This window comes from Pseudomonas sp. P135 (genome assembly GCF_020312125.1).
In the GTDB taxonomy this organism is placed as follows: domain Bacteria; phylum Pseudomonadota; class Gammaproteobacteria; order Pseudomonadales; family Pseudomonadaceae; genus Aquipseudomonas; species Aquipseudomonas fragariae.
In genome coordinates, this window is the sequence record NZ_JAGPYR010000005.1 from 85021 (window position 1) to 108794 (window position 23774).

General features: G+C 61.0%; 15 protein-coding genes and 1 pseudogene (1 of these 16 running past the window's edge). 10 read left to right on the forward strand and 6 right to left on the reverse strand.

Annotated features, from left to right (window positions below):
- Positions 1 to 8444, reverse strand: the 5' portion of a protein-coding gene (locus tag KBY08_RS09275) for a non-ribosomal peptide synthetase (RefSeq protein WP_111522176.1). The gene continues 1054 nt to the left of window position 1, outside the view; 8444 of the gene's 9498 nt are visible here — the first part of the coding sequence; it begins with the start codon at positions 8442 to 8444; its stop codon lies beyond the left edge, outside the window.
- Between the two features lie 288 nt (positions 8445 to 8732).
- Here KBY08_RS09275 and KBY08_RS09280 point away from each other — a divergent pair, with 288 nt between their 5' ends.
- Positions 8733 to 9506 carry a helix-turn-helix transcriptional regulator gene (locus tag KBY08_RS09280; RefSeq protein ID WP_024641576.1) on the forward strand — a complete coding sequence of 258 codons (774 nt, stop codon included), beginning with the start codon at positions 8733 to 8735 and terminating at the stop codon, positions 9504 to 9506.
- A gap of 87 nt (positions 9507 to 9593) precedes the next feature.
- Here KBY08_RS09280 and KBY08_RS09285 read toward each other — a convergent pair whose 3' ends face one another.
- From KBY08_RS09285 to rpiB, 3 genes are all read right to left on the reverse strand, one after another.
- On the reverse strand, positions 9594 to 11969 hold the full coding sequence (locus tag KBY08_RS09285) for a glucose/quinate/shikimate family membrane-bound PQQ-dependent dehydrogenase (RefSeq protein ID WP_024641577.1): 2376 nt from the start codon (positions 11967 to 11969) through the stop codon (positions 9594 to 9596).
- Positions 11970 to 12038: 69 nt separating this feature from the next.
- Positions 12039 to 13019, reverse strand: a complete 981-nt coding sequence (locus KBY08_RS09290; RefSeq protein ID WP_003369595.1) for a sugar-binding transcriptional regulator — start codon at positions 13017 to 13019, stop codon at positions 12039 to 12041.
- A 67-nt stretch (positions 13020 to 13086) separates the two neighbouring features.
- Positions 13087 to 13548 carry a ribose 5-phosphate isomerase B gene (gene rpiB / locus KBY08_RS09295; RefSeq protein ID WP_003402606.1) on the reverse strand — a complete coding sequence of 154 codons (462 nt, stop codon included), beginning with the start codon at positions 13546 to 13548 and terminating at the stop codon, positions 13087 to 13089.
- Between the two features lie 279 nt (positions 13549 to 13827).
- On the opposite strand from rpiB, the gene KBY08_RS09300 reads away from it, so the two are divergent.
- The 8 genes and pseudogenes from KBY08_RS09300 to KBY08_RS09335 form a co-directional block, all read left to right on the forward strand.
- The gene (locus tag KBY08_RS09300; RefSeq protein WP_011267784.1) at positions 13828 to 15315 is read left to right on the forward strand and encodes a sugar ABC transporter ATP-binding protein; all 1488 of its coding nucleotides are present in this window, start codon (positions 13828 to 13830) and stop codon (positions 15313 to 15315) included.
- Complete coding sequence (locus KBY08_RS09305; RefSeq protein WP_003317694.1) at positions 15312 to 16289, forward strand: ABC transporter permease; 978 nt, start codon at positions 15312 to 15314, stop codon at positions 16287 to 16289. The genes KBY08_RS09300 and KBY08_RS09305 overlap by 4 nt, the downstream gene beginning before the upstream one ends.
- A gap of 43 nt (positions 16290 to 16332) precedes the next feature.
- On the forward strand, positions 16333 to 17343 hold the full coding sequence (locus tag KBY08_RS09310) for a substrate-binding domain-containing protein (protein ID WP_111522178.1): 1011 nt from the start codon (positions 16333 to 16335) through the stop codon (positions 17341 to 17343).
- A 208-nt stretch (positions 17344 to 17551) separates the two neighbouring features.
- Positions 17552 to 18307 (forward strand): SDR family oxidoreductase, encoded by a 756-nt coding sequence (locus tag KBY08_RS09315; protein ID WP_003402614.1) that lies wholly within the window; start codon positions 17552 to 17554, stop codon positions 18305 to 18307.
- Between the two features lie 28 nt (positions 18308 to 18335).
- Complete coding sequence (locus KBY08_RS09320; RefSeq protein ID WP_003402615.1) at positions 18336 to 19451, forward strand: erythritol/L-threitol dehydrogenase; 1116 nt, start codon at positions 18336 to 18338, stop codon at positions 19449 to 19451.
- 40 nt (positions 19452 to 19491) lie between these two features.
- Positions 19492 to 20493 (forward strand): dihydroxyacetone kinase subunit DhaK, encoded by a 1002-nt coding sequence (locus KBY08_RS09325; RefSeq protein WP_011267781.1) that lies wholly within the window; start codon positions 19492 to 19494, stop codon positions 20491 to 20493.
- A 3-nt stretch (positions 20494 to 20496) separates the two neighbouring features.
- The gene (gene dhaL, locus KBY08_RS09330) at positions 20497 to 21153 is read left to right on the forward strand and encodes a dihydroxyacetone kinase subunit DhaL (protein WP_024641580.1); all 657 of its coding nucleotides are present in this window, start codon (positions 20497 to 20499) and stop codon (positions 21151 to 21153) included.
- A gap of 148 nt (positions 21154 to 21301) precedes the next feature.
- Positions 21302 to 21604: pseudogene (locus KBY08_RS09335) on the forward strand (3-hydroxyacyl-CoA dehydrogenase NAD-binding domain-containing protein); the annotation flags it as partial.
- On the opposite strand, the gene KBY08_RS09340 reads toward KBY08_RS09335, so the two are convergent.
- On the reverse strand, positions 21581 to 21994 hold the full coding sequence (locus KBY08_RS09340; RefSeq protein WP_003402624.1) for a cupin domain-containing protein: 414 nt from the start codon (positions 21992 to 21994) through the stop codon (positions 21581 to 21583). The pseudogene KBY08_RS09335 and the gene KBY08_RS09340 sit on opposite strands and share 24 nt — an antisense overlap.
- A 101-nt stretch (positions 21995 to 22095) precedes the next feature.
- Between KBY08_RS09340 and KBY08_RS09345 the strand changes: the two genes are divergently transcribed.
- Positions 22096 to 22986: a LysR family transcriptional regulator gene (locus KBY08_RS09345; protein ID WP_225651121.1), complete on the forward strand. Its 891-nt coding sequence runs from the start codon at positions 22096 to 22098 to the stop codon at positions 22984 to 22986.
- A 40-nt stretch (positions 22987 to 23026) separates the two neighbouring features.
- Here the strand turns inward: KBY08_RS09345 and KBY08_RS09350 are convergent, their stop codons facing one another.
- Positions 23027 to 23767 carry a GntR family transcriptional regulator gene (locus KBY08_RS09350; RefSeq protein ID WP_011267779.1) on the reverse strand — a complete coding sequence of 247 codons (741 nt, stop codon included), beginning with the start codon at positions 23765 to 23767 and terminating at the stop codon, positions 23027 to 23029.
- Between the last annotated feature and the right edge of the window lie 7 nt (positions 23768 to 23774).

The window sequence follows — 23774 nt, forward strand, 5'->3', positions numbered from 1 at the left end:
TGGCGCTCCTGAATCACTTGCGCCAGGTAGGCAGGATCGCGCTGGCCGTCAGGGCGGGCCAGCACCAGTGGAATACCGCTGCTCAGGGGCCAGAAGATCTCCCAGACCGAGGCGTCGAAGCTGATCGGGGTCTTTTGCAGCAAGACCGTGCCCGAGGCAGGTGGGCACAACACCGAGCTCCACTGCACCAGGTTGCTGACATTACGGTGCTCGACCATCACCCCTTTCGGCGTGCCGGTGGAACCCGAGGTGTAAATCACATACGCCAGATGCTCTGCCGTCAGGCCGGGAACACGCGGATTCTGATCACGCTGCGCGTCCCAGGTCACGCTGTCCAGATCGATCCGCAGCGCGTGCTCGTCGTCGAGCAGATCACGGGTACTGCCCTGTACCAGCAAGGCGACCGGCGTGCTGTCCTTGACCATGTACTGCAAACGCTCGCGCGGGTAACCCGGATCCAGTGGTACGTAAGCGCCACCGGCCTTGAGGATCGCCAGCAGCCCGATCACCATCGACAGGCCGCGCTCGACACAGATCGCTACCCGTTGATCAGGCCGCACGCCCAGATCGATCAGGTGATGCGCCAGGCAGTTGGCCTGCTCGTTGAGCTGGCGATAGCTCAATTGCGCACGTCCGGCGCGCAGGGCAATTGCCTGCGGCGTGCGTACTGCCTGGGCTTCGAACAGTCCGTGCAGGGTTTGCTGAAGATCGTGATGGATCGCTGTGGCGTTGAAGTCGACCAGCGAACGCTGCCGCTCCTCAGCGCCGATTACCGACAGATGCTGCACCGGCAGATCCGGCTGGCCTTCAAGGGCGTCAAGCATGGCCGTCAGCGTCTGCTGCACATAAGCACAGATACGTTGCGCCCCTACCCGGGGTGGCACGGTAACGCTCAGGCGCAGGCTGTCGCCCAGGTCGTCGACGTTGAGGCTCAACGGGTAGTTGGTGTGCTTCTCGCTGGTCAGAATTTCCAGACCTTGCCACGCGTCGAGCTGCGCATCCTGGCGCGCCTGGCCTGCGGCGTGTCGATAGTTGAGAATTGCACTGAACAACGGCAATGGCGCTGCCACCCCGCTCCAGCGCTGTGCCTGAGCCAGGGATGCGTGCTCATGGCCAAGCAGTGCCGCCAGTCGGGCATGCGTGTCGCGTGCTCCGTCGCGTACGCTGATGTTGCCCAGATCGACCCGCAGCGGCAGCGTATTGATGAACATCCCCATGCCACGATCAGCACCCGCACCGCCCTGCAGGCGACCCAGCAGCACGGTGCCGAATACCACGCGGTCATTGCCGGTGGCCGCGCCCAGAACCCGCGCCCACGCCAGATGCAACAGGCTGGCGACGCTGACACCCAGTTGCCGCGCCTGAGTGCGCAGGCGCTGTAGCAACGCATCGGGCAGCATCTGCGGGGCTTCCTCGATGCAATGACCGTCACCCTGCACATCGCGCAGATCGAATGGCAATGTCGGCTCGTCTATATCGCCCAGTTGCTCGCGGAAATACGCCTCATGCTCCGCTTCGCTGACACCCAGACGCGCCTGGGCCACATAGTTGCGATACGGCACGGCGGGCTGCGTCGGACCCGGCTCGCCGCGCAGATGGGCGAGCATTTCCTCACGCATGACTTCCAGCGCAGTGGCGTCCACCACAATGTGATGGAACAGCAGCGTTGCCGACAGGCCAGGGCCGGTCGCGTCCGGGCAGTAGGCCAGACGGATCAGCGGCGCACAGCTCAAGTCCATGCGTGCCGAACCCGCCGGGGTGTCGATTTGCGCCATTGGCACACGCTCGACAAGCAGATCCGCCTGGCGCCAGACCACCTGTTGCGGCGTCTCCAGCCCATCCCAGACGATCGCCGTACGCAGACTGTCGTGCCGGGCGATGACTTCGCGCAAGGCAGCGGCCACCGCCTCAAGACGCTCCTGACTGTCGACGTTCATGCGCAATTGCAGCAAGTACGGGTCGCCCTGCTCGGCAGTCAGATGGTGATAGAGGATGCCTTCCTGCAGGGGCGCCAGCGGGTAGATTTCCTGAACATTGGCCGCGCCGCCAGGCACTGTGGCGACAATGCGCTCAATGGTCGTCTGGTCGAGCTGTGACAGGCTCAGCAGGTCCGGCGTGATGTATGTGCAGCCCGCCGGAACGCGATTGAGCGGCGTCGGGATTTCACGCCCTTTGCCCACCGATGCGGCCAGCGCGGCGACGGTCGGCTGACCGAGCAGGACGCGTACATCGACGCTGAGCCCGGCATTGCGCAGGCGCTCGACCAGACTGACCGCCAGCAGCGAATGGCCGCCCAGTTCAAAGAAGTTGTCATGCCGGCCGACTTTTTCCAGGCCAAGCACGTGCGCCCAGAGATCAGCCATGAGGATCTCTGTTTCACCCACGGGTGCCGCGTAGGCCTGGCTGGTCAGCGCTTCCAGCTCAGGGTCCGGCAAGGCCCGGCGGTCGAGCTTGCCATGGCTGGTCAGCGGCAGCGCGTCCAGGCGTGTGAAGGCCAGCGGCACCATGTGTGCGGGAAGACGTGCACGCAACGCCTCGCGCAGCGCTTCGGGTTCGACGGGCGCGCTTTCGGTGAACCAGGCCAGCAAACGTTCACCGCGCACCAGCACCACGGCGTCCTGCACCTCGGCCTGACTGGCCAGCGCCGTCTCGATTTCGCCCAGTTCGATGCGCATGCCGCGGATTTTCACCTGGTCGTCATTGCGTCCCAGGTAGTCGAGGCTGCCATCGGCATTCCAGCGCACCAGATCGCCACTGCGATACAGGCGCGCCTGCGTTGCGGCGCTGAACGGGTCGGCGATAAAACGCTCTTCGGTCATTTGCGGACGATTCAGATACCCACGGGCAACCCCCGCGCCACCGATATACAGCTCGCCGATGACACCCACCGGCACCGGCTGCAACTGCTCGTCCAGCACATACACGCGAGTGTTGGCGATCGGGCCGCCGATATGCAACGGCCCGCACGGCTGCACGGCACCAGAGGTCGCCACCACAGTGGTTTCAGTCGGGCCGTAGTTGTTGATCACGGCGAAGCCAGGGTCGCTGTCGAACTGACGCAAACGGTCGCCACCGATCAGCAGCGTGCGCAACGTCGGGTGCTGGCGCGGGCGTCTGAAGGCCTGTTCGGCCACCGGGGTCGGCAGGAAACCGACCTGAAGTGGCTGTTCCAGCCACCAGTCGAGCAACTCATCGACGTGCTCGTTGCCGACCTCGGCCGGTGGCAGATGCAGCACCGCACCGGCACACAGCGCTGGCCACACTTCCCAGGCCATCGCATCGAAGCCGAAACCGGCCACGCTCGCCGTATGACTGCCAGCCTGCAGAGCGAACGCCTGGCAATGCCAGTGCACCAGATTGACCAGCGTGCAGTGCTCGACCATGACGCCCTTGGGCTGGCCGGTGGAGCCGGAGGTGTAGATGACATAAGCCAGTTTTTGCGCATCAAGGCCCGCAACGCAGGGGTTATTGCCGGAAGAACCCAGCCAGTCCGCCTGCTCGATGTTCACCCGTTCAGTATCGCCGGCCAGATCGTGGGTCGAGTTTTCAGTCAGAACCACGCGAGGCGTACTGTCCTGCAGCAGGTAGGCAATACGCTCGGCCGGATAGACCGGGTCGACCGGCACGTAGGCCGCACCGGCCTTGAGCACCGCCAACATGGCAACCAGGCGTGCGGGACCACGGTGCAGGCACAGGGCGATGCGTTCATCGGTTTTGACGCCCAGGCCAATCAGATGATGGGCCAGGCGATTGGCGCGCTCGTTGAGCTGAGCGTAGGTCAGTACATGCCCCCCCTGAATCACCGCAGGGCTGTGCGGCTGGCTGGCAGCCTGCGCTTCGATCAACGCGTTGACGGTGCAGTCTTGCGGGAACGGCTGCTCGCTGCCGTTGAAATCGAGCAACAGATGGTTGCGCTCTGCCGCGTCAAGGATCGGAACGTTTTCCAGCCGCAGCGGCAGCGCCTGTTCCAGCGTGTCCAGCAGATGCTCCAGCGTGTTGAGCACCCAGCCAGTGATACGCTCGGCACCCATACCCTGCTGCGCCAGCATATGCAGGTCGAAACCTTCGCCCAGATCGTCCACACAAAGGGTCAGCGGATAGTTGCTGCGTACATCACCACCGAGCACCCGCACGCCTTGCCAGAGCCCCTCGCCGTCCTGCGGTTTTACCTCAGCGCTGTGACGATAATTGAGCAACGCACTGAACAGCGGTGAACCTGAAGCCACCGCGCTGCAACCCTGAGCGAGTACCAGCGAAGCCTGCTCGTGAGCGATCAACGCAGACAGCCTGGCGTGAACCGCCTTAACGGCTGAACGAGTGTCCAGCGCTGTATCCACGCGCAGCGGCAAGGTATTGATAAAAACACCGAGCGCCCGATCAGCGCCCTCACCGCCCATGCGTCCCAGCAACACAGTGCCGAACACCACGTCGCGACGATTGGCAAGTACGCCCAGAACCCGCGCCCATACAACGTGCATCAGACTTGCAGCGCTCACCCCGAGCAGGCGTGCCTGCTCGCGCAGCCGCAGGGCCAGTTCAGGGTCCAGAGCACGTCGCTCCTCTTCGATGTCACTGCCGCCGGCGTGCACGTCCTGTATGCCGAAAGGCAGGGTTGGCTCGTCGACGTCACCAAGCATTTCAGTGAAAAACGCTGTGTGGCTTGCCTCGTCATTGGCCAGGCGTACTTGCGCCACGTAATTGCGATACGGCACCGGCGTCTTCAGGTCATAGCGGTGACCGAAGAGCAACGCCTGCATCTCGCGGCTGACGATCTCCATCGCAGTGTTATCCAGCACCAGGTGATGAAAGAGCAGAATGGCAACGGTTTCGCGGCTCGACGATTGCTGGGCATGCACCAGACGCATCAAGGGAGCCTGAGTCAGATCCAGTCGATGATGACGGGCGTCGAACTGGCGTTGCAGGCGATCGATAACGGTCGATTCGGGGTCTTCGGCTTCGAACTCGATGGCCTGTACCGTCAGCTCGGCGTTACGCCAGACCACCTGTTGCGGGCTTTCCAGCCCTTGCCACACCACCGAGGTGCGCAGGATATCGTGGCGGTCGATGACTTCCTGCAAGGCTGCGGCCCAACTGTACAGGCGCTCTGGCGTGTCGAACGCCAGACGCCATTGCAGCAGATAGGGATCGCCCTGTTCTGCGGTCAGGTGGTGATAGAGAATGCCTTCCTGCAACGGTGCCAGCGGGTAGATCTCCTGCACATTGGCAGCACCACCCGGCACGCTGGCGACGATGCGATCAATGGCTGACTGTTCAAGCGACACCAGACTCAACATGCCCGGAGTGATCTGCTTGCAGCCTGCCGGAATAAGGTTTGCCGGCACCTTGAAGGTGCTGACGTCCGCCTGGCATGCCGCCAGAGCGGCCAGCGTCGGCTGGCTGAGCAGCACATGCACATCCGCCTTGAGTCCGGCCTTGCGCAGTTGCTCCACCAGATTGACGGCCAGCAGGGAATGGCCGCCCAGTTCGAAAAAGTTGTCGTGCCGCCCTACGCGCTGGATGCCCAGCACCTGCGCCCAGATGGCCGCCATGGCGATTTCCACTTCGCCCTGCGGTGCTTCATAAGCGTTGCCGAGCAGGTACGCCGGGTCCGGATCAGGCAGCGCACGGCGGTCAAGTTTGCCGTTGGCCGTCAATGGCAGCGACGCCAGCCGGGTAAAGGCGCGCGGCACCATGTAGCCCGGCAGGCGTGCGCGCATTGCCGGTGCCAGCGTGTCGATGTCGACCGTGGAGGTTTCAGTGAACCAGGCCAGCAGATGGAGCTCGCGAACCAGCACAACCGCGTCTTTCACGCCGTCCAGACTGGCCAGCACCGCCTCGATTTCGCCCAGCTCGATGCGCATGCCACGAATCTTCACCTGGTCGTCGTTACGGCCCAGGTAATCCAGGCTACCGTCGCGGTTCCAGCGCACCAGATCGCCACTGCGGTACATGCGCGCCTGCGGCATATCGCTGAACGGGTCGACAACAAAGCGCTCGTCGGTGAGTTGCGGCTGGTTCAGATAGCCCCGCGCAACACCCTCACCGCCAATGTAAAGCTCACCGGGAACACCGACGGGCATCGCTTGCAAGTGCTCATCGAGTACGTAAACACGGGTGTTGGCGATGGGGCCGCCAATGTGCAGCGAGCCGTTGGCCAGCACTTGACCGGAGGTAGCGACAACGGTGGTTTCGGTCGGACCATAGTTGTTGACCACGGCATAACGGCGGTTGTGAGTGAACTGCCGCAGGCGATCGCCGCCGATCAGCAGGGTGCGCAAGGTCGGATGGTCCTGGCTCTGGCTGAACGCATACTCGGCCACCGGGGTGGGCAGAAAGCTCACGTCCAGCGGTTGGGCGCGCCACCAGTCGAGCATGGCTTCAATGTCCTCGCCACTTTCCTTGACCGGCGCCACATGCAGGGTTGCACCAGCGCACAGGGTCGGCCAGACCTCCCAGGCCATCGCATCGAAACCGAAACCGGCCAGGCAGGAGGTATGACTGCCCGCCTTCACATCGAAAGCCTGGCAGTGCCAGTCAACCAGATTGGCCAGGGTTCGATGCTCCACCATCACGCCCTTGGGCTGGCCAGTGGAGCCGGATGTGTAAATGACGTAAACCAGATTGTCGCTGCCCAGCCCCGCTACCTGCGGATTTTTTTCGGCGCCCTGGCCGTCGATGCAGTGGTCCAGTTCGATCAGCGGCATTGCCAGCGGCGGCAGACGCTCGATCAGCGAAGACAGGGTCAGCACCACCACCGGCAAACTGTCACTGAGCAGATAGTGCAGGCGTTCGCGCGGGTGCGACGGATCGATGGGCACATAAGCCGCCCCCGCCTTGAGAATAGCCAGCAGCCCTACCAGGGTTTCCAGACCACGGCGCGAAACGATTGCCACGCGATCATCAGGGCGTACGCCCTGGTAGATCAGACGCTGAGCCAGCGCATTGGCCTGACAGTTCAGTTGCGCGTAGGTCAGGTGTTGCCCTTGAAAAATCGCCGCCACGGCATAGGGACGGGTACGGGCCTGTTGTTCGATGCGTCGATGAATCAGTTGCTCGTCGCCCGTAACGCGTTCAGTCTGGTTCCAGGCTGTTAGCTGCAATTGTTCGGCAGGTACTGACAGGTGAAAGTCCTGAATCTTCAGTGCCGGGTTTTCCAGCCCCTGCTCCAGAATGTGCAGCAAACGTCCGGCGATCGCCTGGGCCTCGTCATCTTCGATCCAGGCACGGTGGTGAACCAGGTGCAGTGAGGCTTCGTCGTTGCAACTGTTGCTGCGCAAGTGCACGGCCAGCGGCGTCGCCTCGTAGCCATTGGACACCTTTACAGTCTGCGCCTGCGCATCGGTGTAGCAGTAACCATGGTCTTCCAGCTCGTAGGACACCGACACTTCGAACAGTTGCGCCCTTCCCTCACGTGACAATTCGAGGCTGCGATTGAGCTCGCTCAAGGGGAAGCGCTGATGACGGAAGTCACGTTTCAGTGCGTCGCGCACTTCGACCACCAATGCACCAAAGTCCAGCCCTTCGTCGAAGGCCATGCGCACGGCACTGACCTGAGCGAAGTGACCCAGCGTCGCCTTGAAGCGCGCGCCACTGCGATTGAGCAGCGGCAGCCCGACAATCCACTCGTCACGTTGCGCAGTGCGCGTGAAATAGACATGCAGAACCGCCAGCAGTACATGAAACGCAGACGAGTTGTGACGCTCGGCAAATTGTTTCATGCGCGCATGCAAGGTACCAGGAAGCGGCTGCACCCAGGCGTGGGACGGCGCCGGGTCATTCGCTCGGCGGTTGTGATAGCGCGACACCAGCAACGGCTCCGGCAAATCACGGTATTTTTCCAGCCAATAAGCCCTGTCCAGCGAATAGCGTTGCGACGCCTGATAACGTGCATCGTCGGCAATGAAGTCGCTGTAGCCCGGTGCAACCAGTTCGAGGTCTTTACCTGCCATCAATGCGCTGTAAAGCTCGCCGAGGGACTTGAACAACAGTCCGAAACCCCAGCCATCGAGAATCAGATGGTGGGCCTGGCCTGCCAGCCAGTGGCGGTCATCAGCCAGACGGATCAGACAGAAGTCGAGCAACGGGCTGCCATCCAGCACGTACGGGCGGCGCATGTTGTCATTGATCAGCGCTCGCGCTGCCTGTTCCGGCTCGGGATAACCGCTGACGTCGTGCAACGGCAAGGACACCGGCAAGCAAGCCGCGTACGACTGAAGCGGCATGCCATCCGCTCCGGCACCGGGCATCAGGACCGTGCGCAGCACTTCATGTGCGCAAACCAGTTGCTCCAGCGCCTTGTGCAGCGTCACCGGGTCGACCGCTCCAGACAGTTGCAGGTAGCCGCCGATGTTATAAAGCGGGGAGTCACCGCGACTGATCTGATCAAGCCAGACGTCGCGCTGAGCAGCGGTCAATGGGTAGGTTGCGGCGCTGGTGGCGAGCATGGCTCAAGGTCCTTCTTGGCGGGTAGGCAGCGGATTAAGCACTGCCGTCCCACCTGTGTATGGCCCCTTTAACCCGGACAGTGCCGTACGGCCAAATGCCACCGCAGATACACTTTCAGCGGATTGCAATCCTGTCCCTGTTTTTTGTTACAGACGCAGGATGAAAGGTTAGGCTGAATACCCGGAGACCAAGTGCCATCATCAGGCTTATCAGTAAGTGCAATCAGTAGTTGCCGCGCAGCAGTCGACATGGTCCGTTTTGCGCGGTCGGAATCAGGAAAGCTCAAGATGAACACGGCGCAACATTTCGAGTACCACGACGACCCACGCTTCTATCTGCAACTGGCCAAGCTGGTGTCCAGTACGGGCGACGAGACCTTTGCCGGGCACATGCTGCAATTGGTGGATTCGCTGGTGCCCATTCACGGGCTTGGCCTCAGTGAATGGACGCTGGACCTGCGCGAGAGCAGCATCAGTCGTATCAATCCGCTGGGCAGCGCGGGCCTGAAGCATGACCCTCCCGGCAGCGAGGCCATCGACCATCCTCTGCTATCCAGCATTCTGCACATGCAGGACCCGTTGTTGATTCAGCTCAAGACTCCGCTGAGCGCGCAACACCCTCAGCACAACACCCACCAGTGCAATCTGGTGTCCAGCCACGGTGAACGTCGGCTGATCATCTGTTTTTATCGACTGACCGCGTTGCGGGCGTTTTCCCTGACAGAGTTGTCCTTGCTCAAGAGCCTCTCCGACACGCTGTTGCCGCTGGTCGAGCACCACGCGCAGAGCCTTGCTCAGTCCAGCCACAATGCCACGCGCCTCGAGCCGGAGCCGGGCTCGCTGGATCAGGCCTTCAGTGGCAGGCTCGCACAGGGCTCGGTGACACTGTCAGCACGCGAACAGGAAGTCTGCCTGGGCCTGCTGACCGGCGGCACCGTGGCTGAAATGGCGCAGCGCCTCAAGGTCAAGAACAGTTCGGTGGAAACCTACCTCAAACGCGCCACCGCCAAGCTGGGCGTCAGCGGACGACATGGCCTGGCGCGCTGGATGGCAGGTGATTGAAGCGCCTGTGCCCTGGTGAATGAACTGCAGCGATACGCGCCAAGAAAAAGGGCCACTAAAGGCCCTCTCGCACAGACGCTTCTGCGTTCAATCAACCCGGAAGGCAATCACGCTGTCGCCCAATGTCGTACCAAGCGATCCGTGACCGCCGGCAGCAATGACCACGTACTGCTTGCCGTCGTTGCCGGTATACGTCGAAGGAATGGATTGACCACCCGCGGGCAACTCATATTCCCAGAGCATTTCGCCGTTATTGACGTCATAGGCACGGAAAAAGTTATCCGCCGTCGCGCCGTGAAAGGCCAATCCGCCTGCCGTCACCATCGGACCGCCATGGGCGACCATGCCCATGGGAAAACCGACCGGAAAACGTTCCTGCATGAAGCTGGTCTTGAGGTTTTTGGTGGTGCCGACCCGGCGCATCCATTGGGTCTTGCCAGTTGTCAGATCGACCCCGGCCATGGTCCCCCACGGTGGCGCTGTGCACGGAATGCCAAGGCTCGAGGCGAATCTGGAAATACGGATGGCATAGTCACCGTCGAAGTTCTCGTTCCAGTAGGGCTTGCCCTCCTGAGTGAACAGGCGTTTTTCCCGGGCCTGCGCGGGGCGCTTGATCAGGTTGTAGACATACGCCAGGCGCACCGGTGCGGCGATCAGCAACTGGCGGTCAGGGTCCACGGCCACCGAACCCCAGTTGAACACGCCTATGTTGCCGGGATAGATCAGCGATCCCGACTCGGTGGCCGGTGTCCAAGGGTTACCGTCATAACGAAGGGTGTTGTACGCGATCCGGCAAGCCATCTGGTCAAAAGGCGTAACGCCCCACATGGACTTCTCGGTCAACACCGGCGGGATGAAGTTAAGTCGCGAGACCGGCTGGGTGGGTGCAAAGCGCTCGCCTTCAACACCGCCCGCGGTGCGCACACTGACCTGATCGACAGGCACGATCGGCTCGCCCGTCAGTCGGTCAAGCACAAAGATGTTGCCTACTTTGGTCGGCAACACCAGGGCAGGCTGGCGGCTACCGTCTTTTCCCAGATCCAGCAGTGAGGGCTGCGATGGGTTGTCGCGATCCCAAAGGTCATTGTTCGAGGTCTGGAATTTCCAGCGCAGCGCGCCGCTCTTCAGGTCGAGAGCCACCAGTGCATCGCGAAACTTCTCGGTGTTGCTGTCGGGGTTACGCCGGGTGCCGGTTTCGTCGGGCGAAGCGTTGCCAAACGGGACGTACACCAGACCGTTTTTGACATCGGAGCTCAGGGTCGCCCAAGCGACCGGCGTATCTTGCGGATAGTTCTGGTCAGCCGCTATCGGCTGGGTGTTGTCCGGGTTTTGCGGATCGAAGTTCCATACCAGCCGGCCGGTGATGACGTCGTAGGCGCGAATCACCCCGGACGGGTTGCCGTCGTTATAACCGTTATCCATGATCGAGCTGCCGATCACGATCAGTTCGCCGGCAATCAGTGGCGCGGAGGTCTGCATCAGCGCGTGCGGGCGGATCGTGCCCATGTTGACGCTCAAGTCGATCACCCCGCCGCTGCCGAAGTCGCTGCACAGGTTGCCGGTGTCAGCATCAAGCGCTACCAGCCTGGCATCTGCAGTCGCGGTGATGATGCGTTTGGCACATTGAGCCGGCTGTTGTGGCTGACCCGCAGAGCTGGAGGCCGCTGAATAATAGCTGACGCCACGGCAGGTCTGGTGCTGCTGCAAATACGAGCGTTTTTTCTCGGGGGTGTATTTCCACGCCAGTTGCCCGGTCTGCGGGTTCAGTGCATGCACTTCGTTATGAGGCGTGCACACGTACACCCGGTCGTTGATCTTGAGGGGCGTCGCTTCAAAGGTGTACTCGCCAGCGTCCTTGTCCTCATCACGCAGGTCGCCGGTGTGGTATTCCCAGGCCACCGACAGTTTGCCGACGTTGTCCGGGGTGATCTGATCGAGGCTGGAAAAGCGCTGGCCCGCGTTGCTACCGCCATATGCAGCCCAGTCACTGCCTGCCGACTCGGCGCTGCGGGCGGTCGCCACGCTGTCGATCCGCCCTTGCTGCGGGTACGGATCGTGAAACATCAGCGCAATCACGATCAGCAGCATTACGCCAAGCGTACCGCCCAGCAACGGATGAAAACGACGCTTATCGGTGCTCGATCGCGCTTGATAAAGCGGCCGCACGACCCAGGGCATGGCCAGCCACAGGCCGATCAGTGCAAACAGATCGCCACGAGGAATCCACTGCCATTTATCCAGGCCGGCTTCATAGATGATCCAGAGCAGAATCCCCCACATCATCACCGCATACAGGGTAAGTGCCGACTTTCTTTTCAGGAATACCAGGGTTGCTGTGGCCAGCAAACCCAGGGCGATCATCGAGTAGGCCGGTGAACCGCCGGCAGCCACCAGTTGCGCACCCATGAACAGCAGAATGAGGCTGAGTATAGCGATGACGATACCGGTCACTTTGAGAATCATCTTCCTTGCCCTTTATTGTTATCCAGTCTTGCGCCGCGACGCCTTCGACCACGGATTTAGCCCGTAGTGTCAGTTTTTGCGTGTCGCGTCATCCAGGGCAAGGATGGTGTGGGCGTTGGTGACGGTGGTTGCCAGGGTGTTGATCACGCCTGAGCGCAAGGCACCCAGCGTGGCGGCCGCCTTGGTGTTTTCACTGGCGATGGCCACTACATCCGGGATACGAAACAATTCCTGCACGGTAAGACCGATCACCCTGCCCTGTATGGCATTGACCGCAGGCTGGCCATGAATGTCGATGAAGTCATAGCCCATCATGTCACCCACCGTGCCGGACAGCCTGGCCTGGGCGATTTCCTGCGGGGAGAACCAGCCCATGCGCACCATGTTGCTGTTCTCGCTCATGTCACCGATGCCGATCAGCGCCATGTCGGCACGCCGCGCGCGGTCAAGCGTCGAGCGCACGGTGTCGTTGCTGATCAGAATACTGCGCAGTTCAGGGTTGGCGACCAGCGCCGGGGCGTACAGGCTTTCGCTTTCACCACCAAAACGCAGCGCCAGACGGCGGCAGATGTGGTCGGGGTTCATGTACTCGCCCGCCTTCAGCGAACCGCCGATTGCGCAGACAAATGTGCAGTTGCGCGTCACCGGCAGGAACACATTGTCCGCAACCGCACCCACATTGCGGCCCATGCCCACGGCGACGATCATGCCGTCGCCCAGGGTCTTGTTCAGGTAATTGGCAACCAGGCTGGCGACCGCCGAGCGCTGGGTATCCGGGTCGCTGTGGTCGACTGCAATCAACGCCCTGTCCAGCTGAAAGCGCTCGACGAGCGCCAGTTCCAGCTCGTTGTTCATCGCCGGGTGCTGCAGCACCCGTACTTCGACAATCCCTTCATCGCGTGCGCGTTTGAGCAGTCGGCTGACTTTTGCGCGCGACAGGTCGAAGCGTTTGGCGATGGCTTCCTGAGTGACGTTCTCAAGGTAATAGAGCATCGCGACTTCAGTCATCAGATCGATGTCGCTGGCCATGCGCTGGGTACTGTCACTCATGTGGACGGGCTTCCGTTTCGGCGTCAAAGGCACATTCTCCCTACTCCCGCCCTGTCCCGTCCACTGACTATTGATGCCCGTCACGCTCTATCGCGTTGATGCGCTCGACCTTGGCGCCGGAGCGCGCGGCTTCGAACTCCGACTCCAGGAACGATTTGACGATGCTTTTCGCCAGTTCCGTGCCGATCACCCGTGCACCGATGGAAAGAATTTGCGCATCGTTGCTCTTGCGTGCCCGCTCGGCCGAATAGGTATCGTGGGCCTGGGCCGCACGAATGCCGAAGACCTTGTTGGCGGAGATGGCCATGCCTATTCCGGTCCCGCAGACCAGCACGCCAAGCCGCTGCTGTCCGGCGTTGATCGCTGTGGCCACGGCCAGGGCGATGTCCGGGTAAAGCACCGGTGCCGCGGAATGAGTACCGAAATCGGTCACCGGATAACCCAGCGACTCGATATGGCGCTTCAATAATTCCTTGAGTTCATAACCCGCTTCATCACATCCGATAGCCACCGGGAAAGGTGTGTTCATGGCATCAGGCTCCACTGCCGGGGGTCTTATTATTTGACCAAATGTTCAATCGGTGAAATTCCGATCAGCCATTTCTGAAACATTAGCCGGGTTCTGTCAAGCAAGTTTTCCAGTGAATACTGAACCAAAGCTCAGAACGACCGCAGGGCAGGCTCCAGCGCGACACTCCAAAACTTTTATAGGAAACAGATTGACTGATCAGAATTTCATTTGATACACATATGCTCACTGAGCAACGCATCAGCACCTAATAAGAATTCACAGCACGAGGACACGCCAATGGCCAAGCCATTACTGCTCCAGGCTGAACACGTCACCAAGGCTTACGCTGGCATCCCCGCCCTGCGTGACGGGCGTCTCTCGTTACGAGCCGGGAGCGTGCACGCTCTGTGCGGCGGCAATGGCGCGGGCAAGTCCACTTTCCTGAGCATTCTGATGGGCATCACCCAGCGCGATGCGGGGACCATCCTGCTCAACGGCGAGCCGGTGCAGTTCAGTCGTCCCGGCGATGCCCTGGCAGCCGGCATTGCGATGATCACCCAAGAGCTGGAACCCATCCCCTTCATGACCGTCGCCGAGAACATCTGGCTGGGCCGCGAGCCACGTCGGGCCGGGTGCATTGTCGACAGCAAGGAACTGAACCGACGCACCCGGGCACTGCTGGACGAGCTGGAATTCGATGTCGACGCCACCAGCCCCATGCATTTGCTGAGCGTGGCGCAGATACAACTGGTGGAAATCGCCAAGGCCTTTAGCCATGACTGTTCGGTAATGATCATGGACGAGCCCACTTCGGCCATCGGCGAGCGTGAGGCACAAACCCTGTTCAAAGCCATCCGCCGGCTTGCTGCCCGGGGTGCGGGCATCATCTACGTCTCCCACCGCCTCAGCGAGCTGGCGCAGATTGCCGACGATTACAGCATCTTCCGCGATGGCGCCTTTGTCGAAAGCGGACGTATGGCCGATATCGACCGGGCACACCTGGTACGCGGCATCGTCGGCCAGGAGTTACAGCGTATCGATCATAAGGTAGGTCGCGAATGCGCCGCCGAATGCTGCCTTAATGTCGAAGGCCTGAGTCGCACCGGCGAATTCGAAGACATCAGCCTGCACGTGCGTCACGGTGAAATTCTCGGCATCTATGGACTGATGGGCTCGGGTCGCAGCGAGTTTCTCAACTGCCTGTATGGCTTGACCATACCGGATTCAGGCAGCGTCACCCTGCAAGGCAAGCTGCTGCCGGTCGGCCTGCCCAAAGCGACTATTCGCGCGGGCGTCTCACTGGTCACCGAAGACCGCAAGGACAGCGGCCTGGTACTTAATGGCAGCATCCTGTCCAACATCGCACTGTCGGCCTACCGGCAGTTGTCGAACTGGTCGCTGATCGATGCCCGCAAGGAGCACAAACTGGCCGAAGACATGGTCAAGCGCCTGCAGATCAAGACGACTTCTCTGGATCTGCCCGTCGCGTCGATGAGCGGTGGCAACCAACAGAAGGTCGTCCTCGCCAAATGCCTGTCGACCGAGCCGGTGTGCCTGCTCTGCGACGAACCGACCCGGGGCATCGACGAAGGCGCCAAGCAGGAAATCTATCACCTGCTGGATCAGTTCGTACGCGCTGGCGGAGCCGCCATCGTGGTCTCTTCGGAAGCGCCGGAACTGTTGCGCCTGAGTGACCGAATCGCCGTGTTCAAGGGTGGCAGGCTGGTGACCATCAGCAGCGATGCCGATCTTTCCCAGGAAGTCCTGTTGAGTCTTGCCTCATGAATGCAAAAACCATTATCGCCCCAGCTTCCACGTCTCCACGCAGCCGCCTGCGCCTGTCTCTCGACCGTTTCGGTCTGCCGTTGGTGTTTATTCTGTTGTGCCTGGTACTGGCTTTTGCCAGCGAATATTTCATGACCTGGCGCAACTGGATGGACATCCTGCGCCAGACCTCGATCAACGGCATTCTCGCGGTCGGCATGACCTACGTGATCCTGACCAAGGGCATCGACCTTTCCGTCGGCTCGATTCTGGCGTTCGCCGGATTGTGCAGCGCACTGGTCGCGACCCAGGGCTATGGCCTGCTGGCGGCGGTCAGCGCAGGCATGTTTGCCGGCGCCATGCTCGGCGTAGTCAATGGCTTCATGGTCGCCAATCTTTCGATTCCACCGTTTGTGGCCACCCTGGGCATGCTCAGTATCGCCCGCGGCATGACCTTCATCCTCAACGACGGCAGCCCGGTGACCGACCTGCCCGAAGAATACCTGGCGCTGGGCATCGGCCGGATCGGCCCGATTGGTGTGCCGATCATTATCTTCGCGGTGGTCGCGCTGATTTTCTGGATGGTACTGCGCTACACCACCTACGGCCGTTACGTGTACGCCGTCGGCGGCAACGAAAAGAGCGCACGCACCTCCGGTATCGGTGTGCGCAAGGTGATGTTTTCGGTGTACGTGGTTTCCGGGCTGCTCGCCGGACTGGCAGGCGTAGTGCTGTCCGCCAGAACCACCTCCGCCCTGCCCCAGGCCGGCATGTCCTACGAACTGGACGCCATCGCAGCAGTGGTCATCGGCGGCACCAGCCTGTCGGGCGGTACTGGCAGCATCGTTGGCACACTGTTTGGCGCACTGCTGATCGGCGTGATCAACAACGGCCTGAACCTGCTCGGCGTGTCCTCCTATTACCAGCAGGTCGCCAAGGGCCTGATCATCGTGTTCGCAGTGTTGATTGATGTGTGGCGCAAGAAAAAACGCTAGACCGGCATGAACGACTGACTACAACAATAACGAGGTTCTCATCATGAAATTCGGTACATCCCTGGCCGCTGTCGCGGCGTTCTCCCTGCTCGCCAGCAGTATCTCCATGGCCGCCGATGGCAAGACCTACAAGATCGGCGCGGCGGTGTATGGCCTCAAGGGGCAGTTCATGCAGAACTGGGTGCGTGAGCTCAAGGAGCATCCGGCGGTCAAGGACGGCACCGTGAAAATCACCGTGTTCGACGGTAACTACGATGCGCTGACCCAGAACAATCAGATAGAGACCATGATCACCCAGCATTACGACGCGATCATTTTCGTGCCCATCGACACCAAGGCCGGTGTCGGCACGGTGGCCAGGGCGATGGAAAACGACATTCCGGTGATCGCATCGAACACCCGGGTTGCCGGCAACAAGGTGCCTTACGTCGGCAACGATGATGTCGAGGGCGGACGGCTGCAGGCGCAGGCAATGGTCGACAAGCTCAAGGGCAAAGGCAATATGGTGATCATCCAGGGACCGATTGGCCAGTCGGCGCAAATTGATCGGGAAAAAGGCGAACTGGAAGTCCTGAGCAAACACCCGGACATCAAGATCATTGAGAAGAAGACCGCCAACTGGTCCCGCGCCGAAGCCCAGACGCTGACTGAAGACTGGCTCAATGCGCATCAGAACGGCGGCATCTCCGGGATCATTTCGCAGAACGACGATATGGCTCTCGGTGCCCTGCAAGCGGTGAAATCGCGCAACCTGAAGCCTGCCGATTTGCCGATCACCTCCATCGATGGCATGCCTGACGCCATTCAGGCGGCGAAGAAAAACGAAATCACGACCTTTCTGCAGGACGCCCAGGCCCAGTCCCAGGGTGCCCTTGATGTCGCCCTTCGCACCCTGGCCGGCAAGGATTACAAGCCGCAGTCGGTGATCTGGGAGCGCTACGCCAAGGACGTCAAGTGGGGCGACGGCACCGACAAGAACTACATCCTGCCCTGGGTGCCGGTCACCGATGCCAACGCCGATGCGCTGTACAAGCAGGTCAGCGGCGGCAAGTAACCGGTCTGAGATTCCCGCTTCTGCCCGAAGGGCGTGGGAGCGAACCGGGCGACGCTTCGCTTGTTCGCGAAGACAGTATTTCAAACGACGCATTTTCGGCGGTCATACCGGCCTCTTCGCGAACAAGTTCGCTCCCACGGCCTTCGGCCAGAATCAAAAGCTAACGTGTTTGAATCTTCAAAAAAACAGCGCTACAGGAGTCATCTTCATGTCTGAATTCTGGAACAAGGCGTTCGATCTCAATGGCCGTTGTGCGGTCATCACCGGCGGAGCAGCCGGGATTGGCCTTGCCTGTGCCAGCCTGCTGGTCGCGCGCGGCGCGCGGGTCGCACTGCTGGACCGTGACCCGGCAGTGGCCGAGGTTGCCGCCGGCCTGGGCAGCGAGCACATCGGTATTGCGGTCGACCTGCGCCGGGTCGACCAGGTCAACAGCACCATCGACAGCGTCTTCGAGCATTTCAAACGCATCGACTATCTGGTCAACAGTGCTGGCGTTGCCGTGCTGGACAAGGCCGTCGACGTCAGCGAAGAGGCCTGGGACACAACGCTGGAGATCAACCTCAAGGCCAGTTTCTTCGTCGCCCAGGCCTGCGCGCGACACATGCTCGGTCAAGGCAGCGGACGCATCGTCAATCTTGCCTCTCAGGCGGCGGTCATTGGCCTGGACAGGCACGTCGCCTACTGCGCGAGCAAGGCCGCAGTGGTCGGCATGACCAAAGTGCTGGCCATGGAGTGGGCACCACACATCAACGTCAACGCCATCTCGCCCACCATCGTCGAGACCGCGCTGGGCAAAAAGGCCTGGGCGGGCGAAGTCGGAGAACGGGCCAAAACGCAGATCCCGGCAGGCCGCTTCGCCCAGCCGGAGGAAATAGCCGGGCTGGCCCTGTACCTGCTCAGCGACGCCGCCAGCATGATCACCGGCGAAAACGTAGTGATCGACGGCGGCTACAGCATCCAGTAATTCATTTTCTGTCGTGAGGATCATCGTCATGTCCACCGTCACCGAACGCACTGCCGAACAACTTTCACCGGTCATCCCGAAAACCATGCAGGCCGTGGTCTGCCACGGTCCGGAAGACTACCGGCTGGAAACCGTGGATGTGCCGACCCCCGGTCCCGATGAAATCCTCACCAAGGTCGAGCTGTGTGGCATCTGCATGGGCGACATCAAGACCTATCGCGGCGCCCCCTCGTTCTGGGGCGATGCCGAGCAGCCTCGCTACGTCAAACCACCGATGATTCCCGGCCATGAATTCGTCTGTCGCGTGGTGGCGCTCGGCCCTGGCGCCGAAAAGCGTGGCGTGCAGATCGGCGACCGGGTGATCTCCGAGCAGATCGTGCCGTGCTGGGGCTGCCGCTTCTGTAACCACGGACAGTACTGGATGTGCCAGAAGCACGACCTTTACGGCTTTCAGAACAACGTGCAGGGCGCCATGGCCCAGTACATGATTTTTACCAGGGAAGGCATCATTCACAAGGTGCCCGACTCGATTGCCCCGGACGAAGCCATCCTCATCGAACCGCTGGCCTGCTCGTTGCACGCAGCCGAACGGGCCGATGTCGATTTTGACGACATTGTGGTCGTCGCCGGTGCCGGCACACTGGGCCTTGGGATCATTGGCGCGGTGCGCATGCGTAACCCGAAAAAACTCATCGTTCTCGACATGAAGCCCGAGCGCGCCGCCCTCGCCCTGCGCATGGGCGCCGATGAGGTGTGGAACCCGGCCGAGGTCGACGTGCTGGCAAAGATCCGCGAGATAACCGACGGCTACGGTTGCGACATCTATATAGAAGCCACCGGACACCACAAGGCGGTCAACCAAGGCCTGGCGATGCTGCGCAAACTCGGACGCTTTGTGGAGTTCAGCGTATTCAACGATGAGGCCACGGTGGACTGGTCGATCATCGGTGACCGCAAGGAGCTGGACGTGCTCGGTTCTCACCTCGGCCCTTACATGTACCCGCGCGCCATCGACTTTATCGGCAACCGCAAGATCGACATGCGCGACGTCGTCACGCACAAATTTCCCCTGGCGCAGTTCAAGGAGGCGTTTGCCGTCATGGAACGCGGTGATAAATCATTGAAGGTGGTTCTGGAACCCTGATCCGCCCGATCCTTATAAAAAGAACACAGGAAATCGCGTTATGAACCGAGTGATAAACGATCCGGACCAGGTGGTCGAGGACATGCTGCGCGGCATTCTGGTAGCGCACCCCGAGCTGTCGCAAAGTGAAGGTAACCCGCGGGTCATCAGCAAAACCCGTCCCTCTGATCAAGGACGCGTCGGTATCGTTACCGGCGGCGGCTCGGGTCATGAACCGGCCTTTCTTGGCTATGTCGGCCCTGGGCTGGTGGATGCGGTAGCGGTCGGCGAGATTTTTTCCTCGCCTACGGCCAAGAGCTTTTTCGACGCCTTCCGCGCGGCCGATCACGGTGCGGGCATCGCCTGCCTGTACGGCAACTACGCGGGCGACAACATGAACGTGAAGCTGGCGATGAAAATGGCCGCCAGCAAAGACCTGCAAGTGCGTACCGTGGTGGCCAACGACGATGTGGCCTCGGCACCGAAATCCGATATCGCCAAGCGACGCGGAGTGGCCGGGGAAATTTTCATGTGGAAGATCGGCGGCGCTGCGGCCGCAAACGGTTACGATCTGGACGGCGTGATCCGCGTCGCGCAGAAGGCCGTGGATCAATGCCGATCCATCGGTATCGGCCTGACGCCCTGCACCATCGCGGCGGTCGGCAAGCCCAACTTTCAGATCCCCGACGGCAAAATGGAGCTGGGCATCGGCCACCATGGCGAACCGGGTATCGAAGTCATCGACATCGAGCCTGCAGCGGCCATGGCCGAGCGCATGCTGGAGCCGATCCTGGCCGACCGGGATTTCAGCGTGGACGACAGCGTAGTCGTGCTGGTTTCAGGCCTCGGTGCCACGCCGGTGATGGAACTCTACGTGTTCTACGCCGAAGTGGAGCGCCTGCTCAAGGCCAGGGGCCTGAAAATCCATCGTTGCTACGTGGGCAATTACTTCACGTCGCTGGAGATGATGGGGGTAACCCTGACGCTGCTGGGCCTGGACGCCGAACTGAAAACCCTGATCGACCACCCTTGCCGGTCCATCGGCATGACCCAGGCGGAGTAAACCATGAGCGAGCAATTCTCTACGCATCTCCCTGCACAACAGGGCACTCCTATCGTTGCCGACCTGGTGAGCGTGATCGTCGCCAACCGCGAATACCTCAGCGAAGTGGATGGCGCGATCGGTGACGGCGACCATGGCATCAACATGGCCAAGGGCTTCGCCCACTGCGGTCGTACCATCGAAGGCCGCCAACTGAGCCTCGCCGAAGCGCTGGACGAACTGACCCTGAGCCTGATGGAAGGCATCGGCGGCTCCATGGGCCCGCTGTACGGCAGTCTGTTCATCGGCATGGCCGATCAGGTGCGCGGCTGCGAACAGATCGACGCCGCGGCCTTCGCCAGCCTGCTGCGCGGCGGCCTCACCTCACTGCAGGACATCACCGAAGCCGGGGTCGGCGACAAATGCTTGATGGATACCTTGATTCCGGCCGTCGAAGCCTTCGAGCAGGCCCACGCCCGGGGTGAATCGTTCAGCGCAGCGCTCGATGCGATGAAAAGCGCCGCATCACAAGGGCGCGACTCCACCCGTGATCTGGTGGCGAAGATAGGCCGGGCGAGTCGCCTCGGCGAACGGTCGCTCGGCGTACTGGATGCAGGCGCGGTGTCGTGCTGCCTGATACTGACGCAACTGGCGGATTCGGTGCAGCCGAGGCTGAGATGAGCAAAAGCCGAAGTTCATGAATATGATTCATGAGTCTATCCCGATAATGCTCCATTGTTGAAAAAATGACAGGCCTATAAGGTGATCCGGACATCACGAAGCTGATCTGCAGATGCGGATTCGCTCGAGTTTCACCGAGGAACTGGTCATGCAAAACCCGAAAAAAATCATCGTAGTCATCGGTGCAGGCTCCATAGGGCAAGCCATCGCCCGCCGTGTCAGCGCGGGCAGGCACGTATTGCTCGCCGACCTGCGTCAGGACAACGCCGATGCGGCGGCCAAGGCGCTGGCCACCACATCGGTGGATGCACTACTTGCGCTGCCCATGCTGCACGAAACGCATATCACCGATCCCCTGCACGCTTATCAGTTGTCCAAGCGCGGCAACGCGTTACGCGTCATGGCCGAGGCAGTGCGCTGGGGCAAGTTACTCGCTGTTATTAGCCGCGTGGTAGTCGCCATCCGAGACCGGTTCCATCCAGTCAACCACCTCGCCGTCCAGCACCTCGGCAATAGCGATGTGGGTCATGGCCGTCGTTGCGGTTGCGCCATGCCAATGCTTGACGTTGGGCGCAATCCACACGGTATCGCCGGGCTTGATGGTGCGAACCGGCTGGCCTTTTTCCTGCACCAGGCCGGCGCCTGACGTGACAATCAGCGTCTGGCCCAGGGGATGGGTATGCCAGGCAGTGCGTGCGCCCGGTTCGAACGTCACCGTGGCTCCGCTTATTCTCGCGTCTTCCGAGCCCTTGAATGGCGCGTCGATGCGCACGGTACCGGTGAAATAATCGGTCGGGCCGCTGGCGGAAGGCTGTGAGCCGCTGGAATTGATGACAATCATGGGAATCCTTGAGCGTTATTGGAAGTCACTCCAATCTACCCGCCGAGAACTATTGCGACTATCGGCTACAATTCGAAAATACTTATCGACAGGGCTCATCAATGCTTCGGGAAAACGCCGCTGATCTGCTTGCCTTCCTCGCAGTCGCCAAAGAGCGAAGCTTTACCAAGGCAGCTGCCAGACTGGGTGTTTCACAATCAGCACTGAGTCACACCGTTCGCAGCCTGGAAGCGCGCCTTGGCCTGCGCCTGCTGACACGCACCACGCGCAGCGTATCGCCCACAGAGGCTGGCGAACGCCTGATCCAGAAAGTCGGCCCGCATTTCGATGAAATCGAAATCGAGCTGGCAGGACTGAGCGACCTGCGCGACACCCCTGCCGGCAAGATCCGCATCAATGCGATGGATCACTCGCTTGACCTCATCATCCGGCCAGTACTCAAGACCTTCTTGCACAAATACCCGGACATCAGTGTCGAGGTATGTTGCGACTACAGCTTTGTCGACATCGCCGCCGAAGGGTTCGATGCGGGCGTGCGTCTGGGTGAAGCCGTGGCGGACGGAATGATCGCCACCCGCATAGGCCCGGACATGCGTCTGTCGGTGGTCGGTTCTCCAGCCTACTTCGAAGGCCGCACGAAACCCGAGACGCCCAGAGACCTGACCGCGCACCGCTGCAACAATCTGCGCCTGCCTACCAATGGCGGCCTGTATGCCTGGGAGTTCGCCAAAGACAGCGAAACCCTGAACGTCCGCGTCACAGGCCAAGTCACGTTCAATGGTGTCTATCCGCTTCTGGACGCGGCGCTCGACGGCTTCGGGCTGAGTTACATTCCGCACGATCTGGTTGCCGAACATATCGAAGCCGGACGTCTGATTCAGGTGCTGGAAGACTGGTCACCGACCTTTGCCGGCTTCCACCTCTACTACCCGAGCAGACGCCAGGCATCGCCCGCGGTTGCTCTGTTACTGGAAGCATTGCGTTACCGGTGATGGATCAAACGACCAAAACGCGCAGCTCCGTAGCAACCGCTCACTGCACTTGCGCACGCAATCTGGCGGGCTCGCCGTTCTTCTCGGCGTAATGACGCGCGCGGCGCAAGACATGCTGGGTGGCTCTGCGCGCTTCCTCCTTATTGAGCTCTACATGCGCTTCCAGCAATTGCTGAGCCTGTCGCGGCCGACGTTGCAGGAGGGCCTTTAAAATACTGCCATGCTCTTCGTACGTTGCATCGATTCTGGAGGCGCTGAATTCGAGACGCCGGATGGTCCGGGTCTTTTCGGTGACTTCGTAATGCAGCCTGGCCATTTCCCGGTTGCCCACCGCCTCGACCAACGCGCAATGGAAGCGTTCGCCCAGCCCGGCGAGGATATCGGTGTCTCTCAATCGCTCGTTTTTCGGCACCAGCCAGGTGCGTATGAGTTCGTCGATCAGCGGCTCGACGCTCAGGTCCATCAAACCCAGCCTGGCGAGCGCCGCCAGCTCGAGCACCACCCGAACGTCATACAGCTCCTCGAAGTGATGAGGGTCGAAGGGCCGCACCTGCCAGCCGCTTCGGTAATAAACCTCCACGTACCCTTCCTGCTCCAGCCGGAACAATGCCTGCCTGACCGGTGTACGACTGGCCTGAACACGCTCGGCTATTTCACCTTCAGTAAATCGTTCGCCGGGTAATAAACGAAACTCGGAAATGTCTTCTTTGATCCGGGCGTAAATCCGCTCGGATAGCGTTTCCGGGCGTTCTTTCAACTTTTTGGCGCATGCTGTCTGCATTGATGAT

Coding starts and splice junctions, on each gene's coding strand:
- KBY08_RS09280 (WP_024641576.1), top strand. CDS start 8,733: ATGAACACGGCGCAACATTTCGAGTACCACGACGACCCACGCTTCTAT.
- KBY08_RS09285 (WP_024641577.1), bottom strand. CDS start 11,969: ATGATTCTCAAAGTGACCGGTATCGTCATCGCTATACTCAGCCTCATT.
- KBY08_RS09290 (WP_003369595.1), bottom strand. CDS start 13,019: ATGAGTGACAGTACCCAGCGCATGGCCAGCGACATCGATCTGATGACT.
- rpiB (WP_003402606.1), bottom strand. CDS start 13,548: ATGAACACACCTTTCCCGGTGGCTATCGGATGTGATGAAGCGGGTTAT.
- KBY08_RS09300 (WP_011267784.1), top strand. CDS start 13,828: ATGGCCAAGCCATTACTGCTCCAGGCTGAACACGTCACCAAGGCTTAC.
- KBY08_RS09305 (WP_003317694.1), top strand. CDS start 15,312: ATGAATGCAAAAACCATTATCGCCCCAGCTTCCACGTCTCCACGCAGC.
- KBY08_RS09310 (WP_111522178.1), top strand. CDS start 16,333: ATGAAATTCGGTACATCCCTGGCCGCTGTCGCGGCGTTCTCCCTGCTC.
- KBY08_RS09315 (WP_003402614.1), top strand. CDS start 17,552: ATGTCTGAATTCTGGAACAAGGCGTTCGATCTCAATGGCCGTTGTGCG.
- KBY08_RS09320 (WP_003402615.1), top strand. CDS start 18,336: ATGTCCACCGTCACCGAACGCACTGCCGAACAACTTTCACCGGTCATC.
- KBY08_RS09325 (WP_011267781.1), top strand. CDS start 19,492: ATGAACCGAGTGATAAACGATCCGGACCAGGTGGTCGAGGACATGCTG.
- dhaL (WP_024641580.1), top strand. CDS start 20,497: ATGAGCGAGCAATTCTCTACGCATCTCCCTGCACAACAGGGCACTCCT.
- KBY08_RS09340 (WP_003402624.1), bottom strand. CDS start 21,994: ATGATTGTCATCAATTCCAGCGGCTCACAGCCTTCCGCCAGCGGCCCG.
- KBY08_RS09345 (WP_225651121.1), top strand. CDS start 22,096: ATGCTTCGGGAAAACGCCGCTGATCTGCTTGCCTTCCTCGCAGTCGCC.
- KBY08_RS09350 (WP_011267779.1), bottom strand. CDS start 23,767: ATGCAGACAGCATGCGCCAAAAAGTTGAAAGAACGCCCGGAAACGCTA.